13 protein-coding genes are annotated in these 18,334 nt (G+C 59.7%); 5 read left to right on the forward strand and 8 right to left on the reverse strand.

The genetic code is table 11. The features are described 5' to 3' along the window. Nucleotides 1–10: 10 nt before the first annotated feature. Entirely contained in the window at nt 11–604 is a 594-nt protein-coding gene (locus IPM54_27065; GenBank protein ID MBK9263453.1) for a hypothetical protein, read from the reverse strand. A gap of 35 nt (nt 605–639) precedes the next feature. On the opposite strand from IPM54_27065, the gene IPM54_27070 reads away from it, so the two are divergent. After that, nucleotides 640–3,330: a transglycosylase SLT domain-containing protein gene (locus tag IPM54_27070; protein MBK9263454.1), complete on the forward strand. Its 2,691-nt coding sequence runs from the start codon at nt 640–642 to the stop codon at nt 3,328–3,330. A 33-nt stretch (nt 3,331–3,363) separates the two neighbouring features. Here IPM54_27070 and IPM54_27075 read toward each other — a convergent pair whose 3' ends face one another. The 5 genes from IPM54_27075 to IPM54_27095 form a co-directional block, all read right to left on the reverse strand. Then, nucleotides 3,364–6,150 carry a c-type cytochrome gene (locus IPM54_27075; protein ID MBK9263455.1) on the reverse strand — a complete coding sequence of 929 codons (2,787 nt, stop codon included), beginning with the start codon at nt 6,148–6,150 and terminating at the stop codon, nt 3,364–3,366. A gap of 147 nt (nt 6,151–6,297) precedes the next feature. Then, nucleotides 6,298–7,902, reverse strand: coding sequence for a hypothetical protein (locus IPM54_27080; GenBank protein MBK9263456.1), 1,605 nt, complete (start codon nt 7,900–7,902; stop codon nt 6,298–6,300). Nucleotides 7,903–8,059: 157 nt separating this feature from the next. After that, entirely contained in the window at nt 8,060–8,941 is an 882-nt protein-coding gene (locus IPM54_27085) for an alpha/beta hydrolase (protein MBK9263457.1), read from the reverse strand. A gap of 49 nt (nt 8,942–8,990) precedes the next feature. After that, a complete protein-coding gene (locus IPM54_27090) occupies nt 8,991–9,689 on the reverse strand; it encodes a hypothetical protein (GenBank protein ID MBK9263458.1) in 699 nt (232 codons plus the stop codon). A gap of 39 nt (nt 9,690–9,728) precedes the next feature. Next, on the reverse strand, nt 9,729–11,150 hold the full coding sequence (locus tag IPM54_27095; GenBank protein ID MBK9263459.1) for a M20 family metallopeptidase: 1,422 nt from the start codon (nt 11,148–11,150) through the stop codon (nt 9,729–9,731). Nucleotides 11,151–11,459: 309 nt separating this feature from the next. On the opposite strand from IPM54_27095, the gene IPM54_27100 reads away from it, so the two are divergent. From IPM54_27100 to IPM54_27110, 3 genes are read left to right on the forward strand one after another with little or no spacing between them, the layout of a single operon-like run. Next, a complete protein-coding gene (locus IPM54_27100; GenBank protein MBK9263460.1) occupies nt 11,460–12,830 on the forward strand; it encodes a protein kinase in 1,371 nt (456 codons plus the stop codon). 11 nt (nt 12,831–12,841) lie between these two features. Beyond that, nucleotides 12,842–13,831: a hypothetical protein gene (locus tag IPM54_27105; protein ID MBK9263461.1), complete on the forward strand. Its 990-nt coding sequence runs from the start codon at nt 12,842–12,844 to the stop codon at nt 13,829–13,831. Beyond that, nucleotides 13,831–15,471: a hypothetical protein gene (locus IPM54_27110; protein ID MBK9263462.1), complete on the forward strand. Its 1,641-nt coding sequence runs from the start codon at nt 13,831–13,833 to the stop codon at nt 15,469–15,471. Before IPM54_27105 ends, IPM54_27110 begins: the two co-directional genes overlap by 1 nt. A gap of 21 nt (nt 15,472–15,492) precedes the next feature. Here IPM54_27110 and IPM54_27115 read toward each other — a convergent pair whose 3' ends face one another. Further along, on the reverse strand, nt 15,493–16,047 hold the full coding sequence (locus IPM54_27115) for a biopolymer transporter ExbD (protein ID MBK9263463.1): 555 nt from the start codon (nt 16,045–16,047) through the stop codon (nt 15,493–15,495). A gap of 218 nt (nt 16,048–16,265) precedes the next feature. Next, on the reverse strand, nt 16,266–17,006 hold the full coding sequence (locus IPM54_27120) for an NTP transferase domain-containing protein (protein MBK9263464.1): 741 nt from the start codon (nt 17,004–17,006) through the stop codon (nt 16,266–16,268). Nucleotides 17,007–17,125: 119 nt separating this feature from the next. On the opposite strand from IPM54_27120, the gene IPM54_27125 reads away from it, so the two are divergent. Further along, nucleotides 17,126–18,292 (forward strand): hypothetical protein, encoded by a 1,167-nt coding sequence (locus IPM54_27125; GenBank protein MBK9263465.1) that lies wholly within the window; start codon nt 17,126–17,128, stop codon nt 18,290–18,292. The last annotated feature ends 42 nt before the right edge of the window (nt 18,293–18,334 follow it).

Genomic DNA, 18,334 nt, shown 5'->3' on the forward strand with positions numbered 1-18,334 from the left:
CATCGAACGATCACTCGCGCACCAGCAGCCGTGCCGCAAAATCTCGAAGCTGCGTAGGCGTCGCGCGGTCTTGCACGATGTGGCGAATTTCGACCTGCACATCACGCAATTCCGTCGGCCTGAGCCACTGGAGCGCAAGCCGCGTCGTGTAGTGCATGTTCTTCACGAGCACCGCACGAACGATACCTGTAGCAGGAAATGAAAGTGACACCTCGATTGGCGCGAGCCCATGTACTGCAGCTCCCTCTTCGAGCGCATCATCGAACTTGCTCCGTTTCCACTCGAGAACCTCGTGGAACATGTGCCCCGCTTCGGGTGCGTACGTGCAGAGAGCATCCGGGAGCGTGATCGCGAAGCATGCTTGCGCGTCGAGACCCACGCGAGCTCCTGAATCGAGCTCCACGAGAGGAAAGAAACGCGTGGCAAAAATGGCTTCGCCGCCGCCCCCTTCAACGAGTTCGCGAATTCGCGCTTCGACCGGCCCGTGCATCGCGCCGAGTGTCGCATGAAAAGACACCGGGGCATGCATGCGTATTTCGTGCCACTCGCAACATTTCGTCGCCCACGCCTCGGTTTCCTGCGCACGCACGTTCGACAACTCCATCGCAGCGCTTCCCAGCCGCGAGAAGTTAGCCAACAATGATGACGATGAAGCCGATTGCACGACGTCACTTGATGCTCGCGGGGGCAAGCCTCGTGGGCATCGCTGCGATCGTCGTGCCGCTTCGATCGCCGTCGCTGCGCACGTCGCTTTCCGCGGCATATCGCGCGTTTCGGGATCCGGCGCTCGTCGAACGCAGCCCCATCACGGCGACGTACGAACCGTCGGGATCGCTGCCGCGGATTGATGAAAATCGGCTGCTCGATGCTGCGATCGCGCGCGATTTCGAGAAGGCGACGAACGAAGACCTCGACAATCCCGAAAGCGGCACGCTCTCGGCGCTCGCGATGCCCGACCTGCGCATCCCGATCACGCGTCGAACCATGCGTTTTGTGAAGTTTTTCTCACGAAACGACACGGGACGAACCATGTTCGGGGAACGCTTCGCACGCGGCGGGAAGTATCGTCCCATCATCGAACACGCCTTGCGGGAAGCAGGTTTGCCCGAGGATCTCGTGTGGCTCGCGGCGATCGAGAGCGGTTTCGATCCGCGTGCGACGTCTCCGGCCGGGGCGGTTGGTCTTTTTCAGTTCATGCCCGAAACAGGCGCACTTTACGGCCTCGAACAATCACAGTGGGTCGACGAACGACGCAGCATCACGCGATCGACGACGGCGGCCGTCGCGCATCTGCGGGATCTCTACGAACGGTTCCGTCGCTGGGATCTCGCGCTTGCTGCGTACAACTCAGGCGTCGAAACCGTTTTGCGCGGGATGCAGCGCGCTGCCGAAGCACGACCCAAGGGCGCCCCTGCGACGCCGATCGGGTTTGCCGAGCTTGCCCAGCAGAAGCTTTTGCCCGAAGAAACGATGAACTACGTGCCGCAAATCGTCGCGTTTGCGATTGTCGCGAACAACCGCGCACGGTTTGGCCTGGACATGTTTCACCCCGATCCATCGCTCGAACTTGGCGAGATCGCGGTTCCCGAAGGCACGCGCCTACGCACGATCGCCCGAGCCGCAGGGATCTCGACGCATTTGGTGCGCGAGTACAACCCGGAGCTCTTGCGTGATCGCACGCCGACGTACGGCGGCGACTACATCATTCATTTGCCTGGCGAACGTATCCAACAAACGCTCGCAGCGTTCCCCGCGTACCTCGAACACGAACGAGTGGACGATCCAAACGCGGATCGCGCGACCGAGCATGCCTCCGCGCTTGCGGTTCCGCGCATACCCACCGACGAAACGGACGACGATGGCGCGGCACCACTGCCGCCGCGGCCTTCGCCGATCGGGAAAAATCGCCTCCCGGCGTTCATTCTACCAGGACAAACACCAAGCGGGCTCGACATGTCGGGTCTTGGGGCACTCGGCGCGAAGTTGCCCGCGGTTTACATCGGCGGAGACATTGGTTGGCAGCGGCAAGAAGCGGGTGATCCGCTGTCCGTGCTCGCGGTGAACGATCGCGCGGCGCAGACGGCAGCCAAGGGCCTGAACGCTGCGGCGATCCAGAAGCAGCTCGGCATCGTTGCTACACCAACGAAGGCGTCGCTCGAGGATCCTTTCGAGAAGTTTGTCCTACAAAACGGCGTAATCGTACGGCTTCGAACGGATGCATCGGCTCCACGTGTTGCGATCACGGTGCGTATTGCGGAGGAGCAGGCGGGTGCCGTCGTGGGTGTATCCGATGGGCTCGATCAGCTCGGCACGGGCGAAGTGCGGCACACGATCACGGTGAGCAAGCGCGACGTGGATCTCGGCTTCGAGCTTGCTGCGGGTCGTTTGCGCTTGTTGCTGGGCGAAGCGACGGGTGCGCCGCTCGCGAGCTTGCGGCGTTTGTCCGCGCTTCCGCGGCGTCGTGCGCTGGAGCAGGCGCCGTATGGTCCGGCGTGGCTGACGCTTGGTGATGCGCTGTTTCCGCCGGGTCATCCGCTCGAGGGGCGTGTGCTCGGTGCACGTGAGGATGCGTCGGTCACGCGCGACCTCTTCCTTGCGGAATCGTTTGCGTTCGAACGATCTCCGAATCGCGCTACGATTACGGTGATTGGCGACGTGTCGCGCAAGCGCGTGCAAGAGCTATGCGATCGGCTGCTCATTTCGATGCCTACCGGAGCGGCTGGGGATGTCGGGTTGCACCCGCGCGAAGAGCGTTTGGTCGTCGAGCAGAACGTGCCCAATGTTCGGGCGCTGTATGGATGGATTGCGCCCGGCGAAGAAAACGTGAAATTGCACGCGGCGATGCGCGTGGCGATGTGGATTCTTTCGAGCTCCAAGGGTGGGCGATTGGATCGAGCGCTCGTGGAAAAGGGTTATGCGTCCGAGGTGAAGGCGCAGCTCGATGCGGGCAGTCGAGCGAGCGTGGCGGTGATCGACGTCATGCCGGCCATTCCACACGACGTTGCGGCGGTCGAAGCGCGTCTCGATGCGGAGATCGATGCATTCGTGGAGAGTGGGCCGACGGGCGTGGAAATCGCTTATGCGGTGGCGCATTTGAAGGCGGGCTTGAAGAAGGAATTGGCGAGTCAGGGCGGGGAAATCGCATACAACGCGCCGAAATTCGCGAACAGCGCGCGTATTCGTGAAGCATTCGGCCCAGGGACGACGGACGCGATTGTGGCCGAGCTCGACAAGATGAGCGTGCAAACGGTGAAGCTGGCGCTGAAACAGACGCTCGTGCGGCATCATCGCGTGGTGGTGACGACGATGCCGAAGGGGGCGGGGCAATGATCTGGGGTTTGTTACTCCTGCTTCGTTCGCAATTCAATCACACCTGAAACTACTCTCCACGCACGTCGTCCGGCCAACCGCGATGCGCGGTTTGTCCTCGGAAAAAGTTCGCGACGTATCGATCCGAAACACCACATTGCGCGGCGCTGCGACTTTGCTCCCCGTCGGCACTTCCACCTTCGTGGCCTTCTTCCATCGCTCGAGGTTCGGCAAATTGAAGATGCTCGAAAAGCTGTCGCTCGTTCCTTTGTCAATCTTCATCGTTCGCCATTGAAAGAATGCGTCTCCCCAGAAGTTATCGGACGGAGCAACGACGTGCAGTTTTTCCCGTTCGCCTTCCTTGCACTTCGCGCAATTCGTCCTGAATGCGTAAGCCAGCCCATTTCCAATGGGCATTGCATCCGCAACGATGCTCGTCGTCGCCCGGAATTCATGCGTGCCGACGCGAATGAATCCACGGTCCTCTTCCACGTGAAGTCGGCCATCCGGAAGCGGATCCACCGTTTGTGCCGTCATGTCACGCCAAACGCGCCGGCCATCCTCGTCCGGCGCTCCAATGCAACGCTCCAGCATGTACGTCATCCCCGTCGAACGCCAATCGAGCAACAAATGCGCTGCGCTGTGATGGGGAATGGCTGCACATCCTGATTTCCATACGAGCAAGTTTTTCACGACTCCGCCTTGCGGCTCCGGGTTCGTATCGACGTACTTCACGCCAGGCTCAATTTCGACGACGGGCAACGCGTCCACATCGAGATCGACCATCTCCAGCGTTTTTCGCGGTGGCGTTTGACGAAGCGCAAGCTTTTCCACCGGATTGTTTGCCACGGTCGGCAACGAAATTGTATTGGCTCGTCGAATGAATTGCCGCATCTCGAGCTCAGGCGCGGGCGCAGGGGCAAGCGATTCCATGTAGGCCACCATGGCTGCGCGCTGATCGGCATTCAAGTGCTTCGCATGACCCATTTTATCGTCCGCTTTTGCCAAAAGCTCATCCAGTGACTTGTAACGACCGTCGTGGAAATACGGTGCGCTGCCTGCAATCGACATCAATGACGGCGTATCGAAGGACATTCTTGCTTCCAGCGCCCGACCCGTTCCAATATCGTGCCTCTCTCGATCCGTGCCGCCTTCCGCATGACAAAAACCACACCCTTGAGCGACATCGTGAAAAAGTTCCCGACCCTTCGTAATCAATTCTTTGGACGCGAGGTTTGGCGTGGCCACGGGCGCCTTCATGCGCGAAATGTACGTGACTAGCGCATCCAAATCGGCGCGATCCTTCGTGTCGAATCCCTGGCCTCCCAGGCGCGAAACCGTATGCGTCAGATGATTTTGCACACTCCCATGATCCCCGAACCAACCATAAGGCGCTGCATTCGGAAGACGTCCAGCAAGCGAAATGGTTTGGCGCGGTCCATCCGGCGTCGACCAAGTAAAACCATCCTCCCGGCCATCCGGATGACAACTGGCACACGCCCGGCCATCCCTTGAAATGCGCGGTTCGAACGGATCGTGAAACATTCGGCGCCCACGCTCGAATGCTTCGTCCACTTCGCCCGAAGGACGTGATAACGCAATCGTGACGGGCTTTGCGTCGTATTCGTCGACGGACACGATGCTCACCGCGCGATCGAATTGCGACATGACGACCGCCGTGCGATCGAGCACCGCGAGCCCCAGCGGCCCCCGCGGTAGCTGCACGCGACGCCGAATGAATTGCGCCGCATTTTGCGCACGACCGTCCAATTCGACCAGCTCATCCGAGCCCAAACACGTAACGAAAAGCCGATCGCCCACCGCTGCCGCAGCCCGCGGCAACATGCACTCGAGACTGTGATTATTGGCTAGAGGAATTGGAATGTTGATTTCTTTTTTGGCCACGAGATCCACGACACCGACGAACGGTTTGATGGGATTTTCCGCGCCACCATAAGCCGTCGTAATCTTTGGCTCGCCCGGATCGACCGCAACCATGGGCGCAAATAGGCGCCCGCGTTCATTCATGGCCAGCGCAAATGCTTGCCCTCCCAGAACGGGATCGCCTTCCGACACATGACCAAAGGAACGAATGCGCTTGTTCGACAGCGTATTGACTTTGTCCACCGCGCCCGATTCGAGCTCCACGACGCTGATGTCCGCAGACACCACGTGGCTCACGAATGCATGCCCTCCGGAAACCACGACCGCCCGCGGATCCCGCGCAAGATTGACAACTCGCTCGACCTCGAACGAATTCGTATCGATGATGCCCAAAGCATGCCCATAACCACTCGTCACGACGATTCGCTCTGCATCGTTCGTCACGACCGACGCCAATCCCACGGGCTCGCTCGCCACATCCACGCGACACCGCGTTTCGAGCTCCCCAGACGCGTCGTCCTTTGCCTCCAGCAGCAGCACTTCATTTCGGTCCCGCAATGCCACGGCAAGCCGTCCATCCGACAAGAACACCAATGCCGAAGGTGATCCCGGAAGCGGCGTAACACCCGTTTCGTCACGTTTGTCCAGGTCAATCGTATGTATGGCGCCATCGTCCTCGTTCGCGACGAATGCGAGTGTCTTCTGGCCGCGCTTGGCAAGCACGACGCGATCACCGCGGCCCGCCTGCATGGGCCGCAATGCGGCTTCACGACGCGCAGCACACGGACTTGCATTCGATGGAGCAGCCAGCACGCCTTCATGCGCGATTGACGTAGGCTCCGCAGCGCTCGGCAAAGGCGCCGAATACGATCGCGGCGAAGCGGTAGGAGCGCTCCCGCAGCCAGCAAGAATCGACAGAGACGATGCGGCAAAAATGAGCGAACGGCGACGTGACATGCGAGCCTCCACGATGACGGCCCGCGTCTGGCACGAACCGATCCAAGCGGGAATCAGCGCAATACCTGCAATTGCGGAAGGTGGAGCGTTCGACGAGTGACACGGCGCGTGGGCGACGAACCACACGGCGCGTGAATGCTTTTCAGGTCAATCCGAACATCCCTTTTTCGCAGCCCAGTGAACGTCTTCGCGTTCGCCAACGGGGAGATAGCGAATTTTTTTGCTCCCTCGAGGAGCCGCCACGACGATTTCCACGGGTTTGTCGAAATCAGTATCGAATTCACTTGGCAGCTTCGACGAAAGAACGATGGCGCCTTCGACGAGGCCCGCGCGCGCCGCCGCCGATCCCGCCACCAATCCTCGAATCATTTGCGGCGTGCGTCGCATGCTTTGTCGATCGAATCCGAGCTCGAATACCTTCGTTTTGGTTCGCGACCTGTGAAAACACTTTCCGAATGTATCGTCATCGAGCCGAATTTCGCCGTGGCCTTGCACCATGACCCAAGACAATTCTTCACCTCGACCCGGTCCCAATTCTTCGGCGACGAGATCTCGAAACACGTCGACCGGCACGCTCGTCGACGCTTCGGACGAACGACGGGAAAACAGTTTTCGCATGAGATCATCGAGCGAACGTTTACCCTTGGACGATTTTTGTATGGCCGCATCGATTTGCGCGGCATAAAGCGCGCCTCGTTGATACGCTTCACGCGACCGAGGAATGGGGTGCGATCCCAAATCGCTCACGCCTGGTCCCAGCGTTTTTTCGACGTCGTCAGCAAATTCATCTGGATTGACGAGTTTTTCCGCGAGGGCCACTTTGCGCGCGTAATGAACGGCAAACCCTTCGGAAAACCATGCTTGTTCGTCACCACGATCGCTGACGAGCCGCACGGCTCCGCCAATCCAGGCATGCGCAAGCTCGTGCGTTGCAGCGATGATCCTCGATGCATCGAAGGGAGCTTCACTGCCCATCCACAATCCAAACGATTTGCCAAGAAGCGCTCCGTCGTGTCCTTTGCCCAAGCCCGGTTCGGTCATCACGATATAAGAAAAACGCTCCGGTTTTTCCTCGTGCACCGAGACAAACGTACGCTCGAGCGCTCGGTGCGCCTTGGTAATCGCTCGATGAGCCGCGTCCGCGTCGAATGCGGGCCTTCCGAGGAGCACGAGGCGTCCGGCATTCGGCCGCTCGATCGCGCGCAAACGCCCCGATGCATACACGCCATGCGCAATTTCCCGCGACGTCGCCGAAACTTCGATTTCGTCTCCCGTACCGAACGACGTCGCCCCCGATGCACCCGAAGCAAGCGTGCTCGAACGGATCTGCAAATGAACGGCAGCGGGTTTGTCGAGGCGTGGCAATAACAAGAACGTATGCCCCACGCCGGAAAAACGCTCGCGATCGACATGCAGCGCAAATCGCGGAGCATTTGCCGGCGCCGACGCGACGGAATAACGAATTTCCACGTGTTCGAGCAGGGGTGAACGTTCTAGCTCGATCGTGCGATCGGGCCCCGCATCGGGCCCAGGACGCGTCGCGATTTCGCCTCGCGCATCACGCACACGCAAGGCTCGAATCGCAGCAAACCCGTCGATATTCGCCCACGCCCTCGCAATGACCAATTCTTTCATCGCCGTAGCATCCGGCCCCACGAGATGCATTTCGACATCGACTCGAGCTTGCTCTGGACGTGGCGTCAAACGTAGGGTCAAACCCGCAGGCAGATGCGGAAGAGCTTCGACCTGCATTCGATCGCTCGTTGCCTTTTCGGTGGGCGATGAACGATCGCGGCAAGACAAACAGCTTGCGGACAGCCCCAAAAGGCAAACTACGCGCATCGTCCATGCGTTTTTCCAAACAGACAACGAAATCATGAAGAGGAAAAACGAATGGATGCGGTAGATTTCATGAGCCGAGTTTTTCTTTGACAAACGCGCCAGCGCGTTCGATGGCTTCTGTGGCTTCGGGAACGAACGTGGGAAACGCCTGGAAAACGTGCGTCATTTTGTCCCAAGCTTCGAGCACCACGCTTCCGCCTGCTTCTTTGTAACGTTCCGCGAGCTTGCGGGAATCATCGAGAAGCACTTCGTGTTTGCCGGCTTGGACGAGGAGTGGCGGCAAATTCGACAGGTCTGCAAAGAGAGGCGACGATGAAGTGGGATCCTGACCATTCAAGATCATCTGTGAAAGCTTGGGGAGCAGCCTCGCATCGACCATCGCGTCCCAGTCGGCATTCGTCTTGATGGATTCGCCCGAGACTGTAAAGTCGACCCATGGCGAAAAACACACCAAACATCCAGGTTGCGGAAGTCCGCCTTCCCGAATGCGAAGCGCCGCGGACATGGTGATTCCACCACCGGCCGAATCCCCGGCAATGGCAATGTGAGATGCCGCGATGCCTTCGTTCAGCAGGTATCGATATGCATGCAGAACGTCGTCGATGCAAGCGGGGTAGGGGTTTTCAGGCAAGAGTCGATAATCGACGGACAACGCACGTGCCGATGCCGCTTTTGCAAAACGATGCACCATTTCGAGGTGCGTCGCGGGCGAGCCGAGAACGTACGCACCGCCGTGGCAGTACAAGATGACGCGCCCAGCGTCGGCGCCCTCGGGATTGATCCACGAAGCCGGCACGGGACATGTGGAAGGTTCGAGCTTTGCGCCGTCGGGAATGGGCGTGACGGCAATGAGCTCCAAAAACCACGCCCGCATGTCGGTGGGTGCAGCGCTTTTGGGTGGCTGGGCACGTAAGTAAGCGTTGAGGCGTTCGATTCCAGTCGAGGTCATGCGTGCTCAATTCGCTTTGCGCTCGGGCGTCAAGGCCATTCGAATCGTATCACTTCGGCAAAAAACCAATCGTGTTCTTGCCTTGTTCGTCTTTGCCAATGGCCTCGACATAACGCTTCCAGTCCGCTTCGCCCGGACGGATGATTTGGCTGCCATCATCACGAGGGTAGGGGTCGAAAACGAAGAGTCCCCGAGCGTCACGGCCCACCATGATCCAATGATCCCCGTCGGTACCAAAAATGGATATCTTGGCAGGCCAGCATTGCCCCGCTTTTCCGATGGTGCGTCCGATGTCGTCGTCATTCATCGTGCTGGGAGCCACAAATCCGGCGCGATCCATCAGGTGCTGCAATTTTCGGAAATCCATACCGCCGTCCATACCTCGATAACGGCGGTAGATCAAAATCGCGTAATCAGCGAGCACGCCGAATGTAGCGCCCGCTCCACCCGCGCCGATTTCATCCGCGAGCCGTTCGAGCGCGTTTCGCGTGTCGTCGGAGAGCTCCTCCGCAATCGCATCGACCAAACGCCGCAATCCGGCATATCCGTGCACGGCGAGCGTCGCGCCGACGAGCGACACGGCACCGCACGCGTGCGCTCCTGCCGACGTGCTCGACCCGTTGAGCTGCGTGAGTTTGTCGAGGGCAGCCATTGGATCGGCTGGAAGCTGCTCCTCGTCGCCGACCACGGGCCAATCGACGTGTAAGATACCGTCCGGATCCGACGACGTTACACTCCCGCTCGACATACGGTCTCCCCGACCTTTCGTAGCTGAATCAATCGTATTTCACCGCCGCGTGAAGTGATCGGCAATGACGCTCGCGACGCATGCGGTGAGTTTCTTGCCATAAGCGATGTGCAAGAATTCGTTTGGACCGTGCGCATTCGATTGCGGCCCGAGCACGCCAGTGATGAGAAATTGTGCTTCGGGGAATTTTTCACCGAGCATACCCATGAAGGGAATGGTTCCACCTTCGCCAAATGCCATCGCCGGACGGCCAAAAAACGTACGCGACGCATTTTGCATTGCTTTGTCGAGCCAATCGGCGAGCGGCGGGGCATCCCAACCTTGCGCAGGACTCGACGCGGCAAACGTCACTTGCGCCCCGTACGGCGGATCTTTCTCGAGTGCTTCTTTGAGCGCTCGCGTCGCTTTATCCGGATCGACCCGCGGAGGAATCCGCATCGAGATCTTCAGCTTCGTCGACGGGCGAAGCACGTTGCCAGCGCTCGCAAGAGGCGGCAAACCATCGGCGCCAATCACCGCCATTGCAGGACGCCACGTGCGATTCAAGAGCAGCTCCTGATGGTCCTCGCACACGGGACATGCGCCATCGACCCACGGCATTTCCAGGTAACACATCGACCCGAGCACTTCGGCTGCTCGCTGCGCTTGCTCGACGCGCCCTTCTGGAATGTCGGTGTAGAGTTCTTCAAGTAAAACCCGGCCGGTTTTCTCGTCCTCTACGCGCGAAAGTAGCTGGCGCAAGATGCGGAACGTCGATGCGACGATGCCGGTCGCTGCGCCCGAATGCACGCCTTCGCGCAGTATTTTGACTTCGAGCGTGCCACCGACGAGTCCACGCAGACTCGTGGTCGTCCAAAGCTGCTCGTAATTCCCACAGCCCGAATCGAGGCACACGACGAGGCTCGGATGACCGATGCGGGGCGCCAGCGCATCGATGTATGCGGGCAAGTCGAAGCTCCCGCTCTCCTCGCACGCTTCGATCAAGATCACGCAGCGCGCGTGCGGAATCCCCTGTTCTGCAAGAAGTCGCAGCGCCGCGAGCGATGCGAACGCCGAGTACCCATCGTCGGCGCCGCCGCGTCCGTAGAGTTTGTCGCCTTCACGCACCGGTTGCCAAGGTCCTTTGCCTTCGTCCCAACCGATCATTTCAGGCTGTTTGTCGAGGTGACCGTAGAGGAGCACGGTGTCGTCGCCCTTGCCGGGCAGCTCCATGAAGATGACCGGAGTTCGTCCTTCCAAACGCACGACCTCCACGGACAAACCCGGGATGGGCTGCTTTCGACACCATGCCTCGATGAGCGCAACGGCGCGGTCCATGTGGCCATGTTCGCGCCAGTCGCGATCGAACGACGGAGACTTGCACGGGATGCTGATGTATTCGGTGATCGATGGAACGATCTCCTGCTCCCAGATGCGATCGGTGAAGGCGTTTGCGTGCGTCGTATCGAGCTTCGTGGTCATGCGATTCCTCGGAAGGGGCGGGAGCGTACCGCGCTTCATACAATCACGTGAAGCGCCAAGCACTCGTTTTTTGTGGCGAAAGCCTCGAGCGCTCGGACCCTTCGTGTCGCAAGCTTGTGCACCCTGGGCCGAAAGTTGTAAAGGATGTTTGCGGCATGGTGGGCGCCTCGAGCGACCCAACTGCCCTAGCTCGCGCGTTTCAAAGGTAGAGCACGTGCAACGTCATCAGGGATTACCGAGGCGATTTTCCCCCTTTGCCCTGCGACCATGCAGCGCGACGTCGCGAGGTTTGGCGTGAAGACACCCCGCATGGTCGAAAGCTCGCCCGAGCTCGTCGACGACCCGATCACGCAACGCGCCAAAGCTCGCGTTGGTGCAGTTTTACGCGGCAAGTGGACCATCGATCGGTTGCTCGGGGTCGGTGGCATGGCGGCCGTTTACGAAGGCACGCACCGCAACGGCAAACGCGGCGCGATCAAGATGCTCCACCTCGAGCACTCCACCGACGCCGACGTTCGCGCACGATTTCTGCGCGAAGGCTACGTCGCAAACACCGTGAATCACCCGGGTGCCGTCAGCGTTTTCGACGATGACGTAGCCGAAGATGGATCGGTGTTCATCGTCATGGAGCTGCTCGTCGGCAAGACGCTCGAGGAGCTCTCGCAGGAGCGTCCGGACAAACGCCTTGGGCTTCTGGAGACGATGCGTCATGCCGACAAACTTCTCGACGCACTCGCGGCGGCACACGACAAAGGCATCGTCCATCGCGACCTGAAGCCGGACAACATCTTCATCACGGACGACGGCAACCTGAAAGTGCTCGACTTCGGAATCGCACGCATGCGCGAGGTGCAATCGTCCGCGAAGATGACGAAGACGGGCAGCGCGATGGGAACGCCGGCGTTCATGCCGCCCGAGCAGGCTTTGGGAGAATGGAATCGAGTCGATGGGCGAAGCGATCTTTGGGCCGTTGGTGCAACGATGTTCAGTATGATCATCGGGCGTCACGTGCACGAAGCGGCAACATTGAATCAGCTTCTCTTGAAGGCGATGACGCATCCGGCGCCGCCCATTCGAACGGTTTTGCCAGGTCTTCCTGCCGAAGTCGCCGATCCCATCGACAAGGCGCTCGCGTTTGATCCGAAGGATCGTTTCGACGATGCGCGTGCAATGCAAGCCGCCGTGCGCCGCGCGATTGCGTACCTGGAAAAACACGGCGAGCCGCAGAACCTCGTTCCAGTCGGTCGACCGTCTTTGACGAGCGCGGCGAGCATCAGCGACTTTGCGCCCACGGCAAAGCGTTTGTCGACTGCGCCTGCACGATCGAAAACTCCATTCATCATCGGCGGAATTGCGCTCGCGGCCGTTGCTGGCGGCATTTCCGCCATCATGGTCGGCTCGACGGAGACGTCGTCGACAGTTGCGGTCGCGAGCGATAGCGCGGCGTTGACGTCGGCTCCCAGCGTCTTGCCGGCAGGCCCGGTGGGCGCGCCCAGTACGAATGCATCGGCCACGACGCTCCCCGCCGTAGCAGCATCATCCGCGCCGGACGCATCACCGCCAGCTACATCCCCTGCACGCGATGCAGGCGCGCCAGTTTCGCCGTCCAAACCTCTCGGCACGAACAAGACCGCCCCGACAGGCACTTCAACGACAAAAATTTTCGGCGGTTTCAACTGATGATGCCCCTCATGCACCGCTTCCGTCTTGGCGTATCTCTCATCGGCACGGTCATCGTGCCGATCGCGATCGGGTTTGGCGACGTAGCCGCGGACGAACCCGACGCCAAGACCCGAGCGCAAACCTTGTTTCTCGAGGGACGCAAGGCAATCGACGGCGGAAATTGGGCGGGCGGCTGCCCCAAAGTTCGTCAGAGCCTCGAGCTCTTCGCCGTTGCGAACTCGCACTTCACCGTGGCGCAATGCGACGAACGTGACGGGCGCATCGCCTCTGCGCTCGAACACTGGGAACGGGGCATGGCGCTCGTCGATGACCCCGCCGACCCTCGCACCAAAGTGGCCAAGGAACGCATCGGAGTGCTCGATCCGCGGGTTCCGCGCATTCGCGTGGTGACGCCTGCAGCGAGCGCTCGAGCAGCCGTGATTTTCGACGATGCCGAGCTTTCTCCTGCGGAGCTCGTCAGGCCCTTGCGTGTAAATCCTGGCAAGCATGTGTTCGTCATTCGGGCGAAAGGGAGGCAAGACGTTCGCCGCGAGATCACGATTGCCGAACGAGAGCGCACCGAGTTTGTCGTTACGATCGGTGCACCCGTCGCATCCGTGACGGGTTCGGCAACGGCAGCGCCTTCCTTGGGAGGCCCAGCGCCGCCGCCTCCACCGCCTCATCCGCGCCGCGTGGCGGGGTTTGTCGTGGGAGGTCTCGGGGTCGTGGGTCTGCTCGCGAGCGCGGGGACGGCGTACGGGGTCTCTTCGGCGGACGACGAGATTGAGGCGTGCGGCGATGGTTGCAGCATGGCACAGCGAAATGAGAAGGTGTCGCAATACAAGTCGCTTCTCGTAGCGAATACGGTGACGTTTGGCGTGGGTTTGGCCGGGATAGGCGCGGGGCTCATTTTGGTGCTCACGGCGCCGAAGTCGGCGACCGAAAAGCCCAAGGATGCGGCCGTCGTACCGCTTTTCATGCCGGGTGGCGCAGGAATTGGTTTGTCCGGGAGGTTCTAGTGGATTCTTTTAACAAACTTTTGATTGGTACGTCCATTGCGATGCTCGGCGGCTGCATCCTCGCGTATGACTACGACAAACACGATGGGCAGGGAACGGGCGGGAGCGGGGGAGAAAATGCGGGCGGCACTGGAGGTGGTACCGCTGCGACGGGTGGCAATGGGGGCGAGCCGGCTGGTTCGTCGAGCTCGAGCGGAATGGGTGGGGCGGGCGGAACGGGCGGAATCGGAGAATGCAACGTATCAATCTGCAATGACCCTGCACTTGCCAATTGCAATGCGGGTACCTGCATGCAGCTTGCGTGGGCCAAACGGTTTGGGAGCCTCGAAAAGCGACAGGAAGTTAATACGGTAGCGCTCGACAAGAACGAAAATATCATCATTGCAGGCGCTTACAGCCAAGACGCGTTTTCGCTGGACGCGGTGCCACTCCCGCCCGGTGCGTCCTACCAAAGTTTTCTCGCCCGGATGCATGCGGGCGGCGGCGTAGAATGGGCGCAGCAGGGTCCTTCAGGCGAGTACCTTGCCGTCGCAGCCGATTCGAAAGGCGACATCATTGCTGCAGGCTTTTTGAAATCTGGCGAAACCGAGTACTCATACATCGAAAAGCGCAGCCCTTCGAATCCAACCGCTACGATATGGAACATATCCAGCAGCAACGCCAATCAATATGCAAGGATTACCGCCATCGACGTCGACGCATCCGACAACATCTATGCCGTGGGCACCACGACGAGCGGCTTCAACATCGAGTGCCCTGCGGGATCAGGGACCATGGTGAACATCGTCACGGGGATGTTCATCATAAAATACAATGGAAACGGTGCCTGCCAATGGGCTCAGACGTACAGCACTGGTGCGGGTAACGTCAAGCCGGTGGCCATGCGTCTCGACAACGCTTCCAATTTATGGATCACCGGGCAGTTCCAAAACATTTTGTCGAATTCGGTGGTCAACAAGGACGCCGGCGCTGGTGCCGACATGTTCCTCGCTCCACACAATACGGAGACCGGGGCACCACTAAACCTTTACGTCTACGGACAAAGCGGCGGCGGAAGCGGGTCGATCGAGCCTGCCGCCATCGAAGTGGATGAGACGGGGAATGTCGTCGTCGTGGGGCAGGTGAATGGGCAAACGGTCTTCGAACCGGGGCTCGCGTCGGGACAGCCCGCAGCATTTGTGGCGCGGATTCGCCCAGCCGATGGCGCCCCAAACGCGATCGTTCTTCCCGGTGGCGCGCAGGTATTCGAAGGGACGCGAGCCAGCGGCGTCGCCCTGGGCGCTGGGAAACTCTTCGTCTCGGGTACGTTCGCGACAACGATGGCGGTTGATCCCGCTCGGCCCGATATCGTCGGGCCGGTCGCACCAGGCGGCGGCGCAAGCAACACAGCTTTCCTTGCAGTGCTCGACCCAGTGGTTTTCAAACTTCTTTCATTCGAATACTTCGCAGGCCACGGGGAATCGTTCACGTCGAGACACGTGCACGTGGCAGTAGCACAATCGAGCACGATACTCGCAGGGGGCTGGACCAAGAGCCTCGATTTTTCGAATGGTCAGGGCGGGCAGAATTTTCTCATGCAAGATCCCAGTTCCACCGAAGCGGATATCTTCGTCGCGAGGTTCATCGCTGGGATTCCTTGATCGGCCCCCGGCATTCCTGAATCACCGCGCCGCGAACGTCATGTTGAACGCGGGCATTTCCTTGTCGCCATCTTGCAGTTTGACCGTGCGCCGCGTCGAATAGAGCGCATCGAGCACCGCTACGATTTCCTTGAACGGCGTCCGATTGTCGCTGTGCAATATCGCCTGATCGAGCTTCTTGTCGCTCGGATCGCGGTGATTCGCATTCTGCTGCCACTCTTGCTCGATCCGCTTCGCCAATTCCGGATAACGCACGATATCGCTGCCTTCGCCGGATCCCTTCGGGATGCGCACCTCGCTCACGACCGTTGCGCCTTGTTTCCACACGAGACCGAAATCGGTTTCTCCAATGTGAACATTGAGCACTTTTTCAGGAGGCACGACCGTCGGCGGGTCGGGGCTCGGCGGACCCGGGACCTGAGCATCCGCGTTCATGCGCGAATTCGTCACCCACACGGCCGTAATGAGCAGAAACGCGATGGTACACATCAAAAGATCGATGAACGGAACCATGTTGATTTCCGCATTCGTTGCTTTCTTCTTCCCACCCTCGCCGCCAACGTCCACGCCGCCCATGGTGTGCTCCTTCCACGATATCCCTCGCAAACTCTCCACGAGTAAGCGGGTCACGGCGCGGCTTGACAGACCACTGCATCAAAGGTTCCGAACTTTTTCGAGCCGCCTCCAAATTTATCCGAAACCTCTGGCTTTTACGCATTTGCGAGCATCGTCCAAACGTCCCCATGCGCCGGGCCAGTCGACAACCGTTACCGCGCGATTGTTCCTTTCCGTTTTCAGCGGCCACGCGTCGCGATGTATGCCTCGAGGTCCCGAAGCCCAGCCTCGGAACCTATCTCGTGAAATCGCTCGGTCGCCAAAAGCGCCCGCAATTTCCCAGCTCGCGCAAGGTCTCGCTGCACGACCGCCAAGTCCGACGGTCCTTCCGGTAGCCCAGCTATGACCTCGCGCCGCAACGCGATCGCTCCGTAATCGATGTAATCGAGCCGCGGGTCACGTGGACTTCCAGGCGGGCGTTTTTCATACCGAACCACCATGTCCCCTGAAACTTCGCAATTCGAACTGTCCCAGCGATCTTCATTATGAAACACGCTCATCGTCCCGAGCACCTCGGGATGCGTATTCAAGTCGTCGAGCGGCAATGCATAATCGAACGGAAGATACGAATCGCCATACGTGACGAGGAACGTCGAATCGAGCAGGGCAAGCGCATGACGAAGCGCGCCTGCCGTTCCGAGGCGCGTGGCTCCTTCATCCGATATCACCACGCGAAGACCGAATGAACGGCCATCCCCAACGCTGTCACGAATCGCATCTCCAAGATGCCCTGTGCAAAGAACGATATCGGTATACCCCGATGCCGCAAGTCGTTCGAGCAAGAGATGGCCGAATGGACGGCCAAGAACAGGCAAAAGAAACTTGGGCACGTGGCGCGTGCGCGGGTACATGCGCGTAGCGAGACCACCAGCCAAAATGACAGCCTGCCGTGAAATCTGTCGTGGCAACGGAGCGGTCATGACGGGCGCGAGTGTACCGGGCGGATGCACTTCACGCAATGATCTCTCGCAAGCGAAAGCACAATCGAAATCCTTTCGATGCTCTTGTCATGCGCTCGGGAATTCGTTAGTGTTTTCCCATGCGCGCGACCATCTTTTCTTTCATCGGCCTGTCCTTGTTTTTTCTCTCGGGCTGCGGCAGCGACGACGTCGACGCCCAAAAGACGGAACCCTCGATGGAGGAGCTTGGGCTGGAACCGGGAGCCTGGACGAAGGTGGAGCTTCCCGGCACGGTCTGCGCGAATGGCAGTCAGTACAAGTTCTTCGTGAATCCGTCGCTCGTCGGCAGCAAGGACGTGCTGTTCATGTTCGAGCCTGGTGGGGCATGCTGGGATTACGACAGTTGCGCAGGAAAAACGGGGCTCGGAGCGTCCAATACCGAGGGGATCACGGATGGTCACATCCTGGGTTGGCAACTGGTCTTCCCGTTCTTGAGGCGCGCCGACGAGACGAATCATTTCCGGGACTGGAACTATGTTTATCTGCCGTATTGCACGGGCGACGTACACATCGGCAACACGGTGCGAACGTATGTAGATCCGCTTGGCAAAGATCCGGATCTCGAATTTCATCACAATGGTTACAAGAACATGGTGGCTGCCGCGGAATATACGGCAACGATATTCAAGAATACGTCGCGGCTCGTGGTGGGCGGCTGCAGCGCGGGTGGAGCAGGATCGATCGCGGGGCATTGGTTCGTGCGAAATGCGCTCGCGCCCGAACGTGCGTATTTGATCGACGATTCCGGCCCGCTATTTCCCGGGTCCGTGCATTCCAAACCGCTTTACGATACCATTCGACAAGCCTGGGATCTCGATAGCGTCTTCGAAACGGTCCCCGTCGCGTACGACTCGAACGACATGGGCGGGGTGATCCTGAAGCTATCGGAGCTCTTGCCGAAAGATCGGCTGGCGGTGACGTACTTCTTGCGGGATCACACGTTTTCGTCGTATTCGTACAGGCGTTTTTTCCCCGAGCTCAGCGACGAAGAGCGCCTCGTGCTCTGGAAAGAAGATTCGGATCTGCTCACGGCGGCGTTCGACAAGCACGACAACCTTGCCTATTACTTGCCGTATTGGCGTGATCGTGCGGACAGCCACTGCACGATCGTGCTCGATTACGACGGCACGGAGATTCAGGAAGCAGGCGTCGACTTGTCGGACTTCATCGACAACGTGCTCGACGATGCCAGCCCGCTGCAGAGCTTCCGGGAAAGTCCGCAATCGGGCGAAGACGGGACCCCGTGAGGGGACGGCTAGAAACATCGTCATGATGGTAGGCATCGTCGG

It is taken from the genome of Polyangiaceae bacterium, from assembly GCA_016715885.1.
Lineage (GTDB): Bacteria > Myxococcota_A > Polyangia > Polyangiales > Polyangiaceae > Polyangium.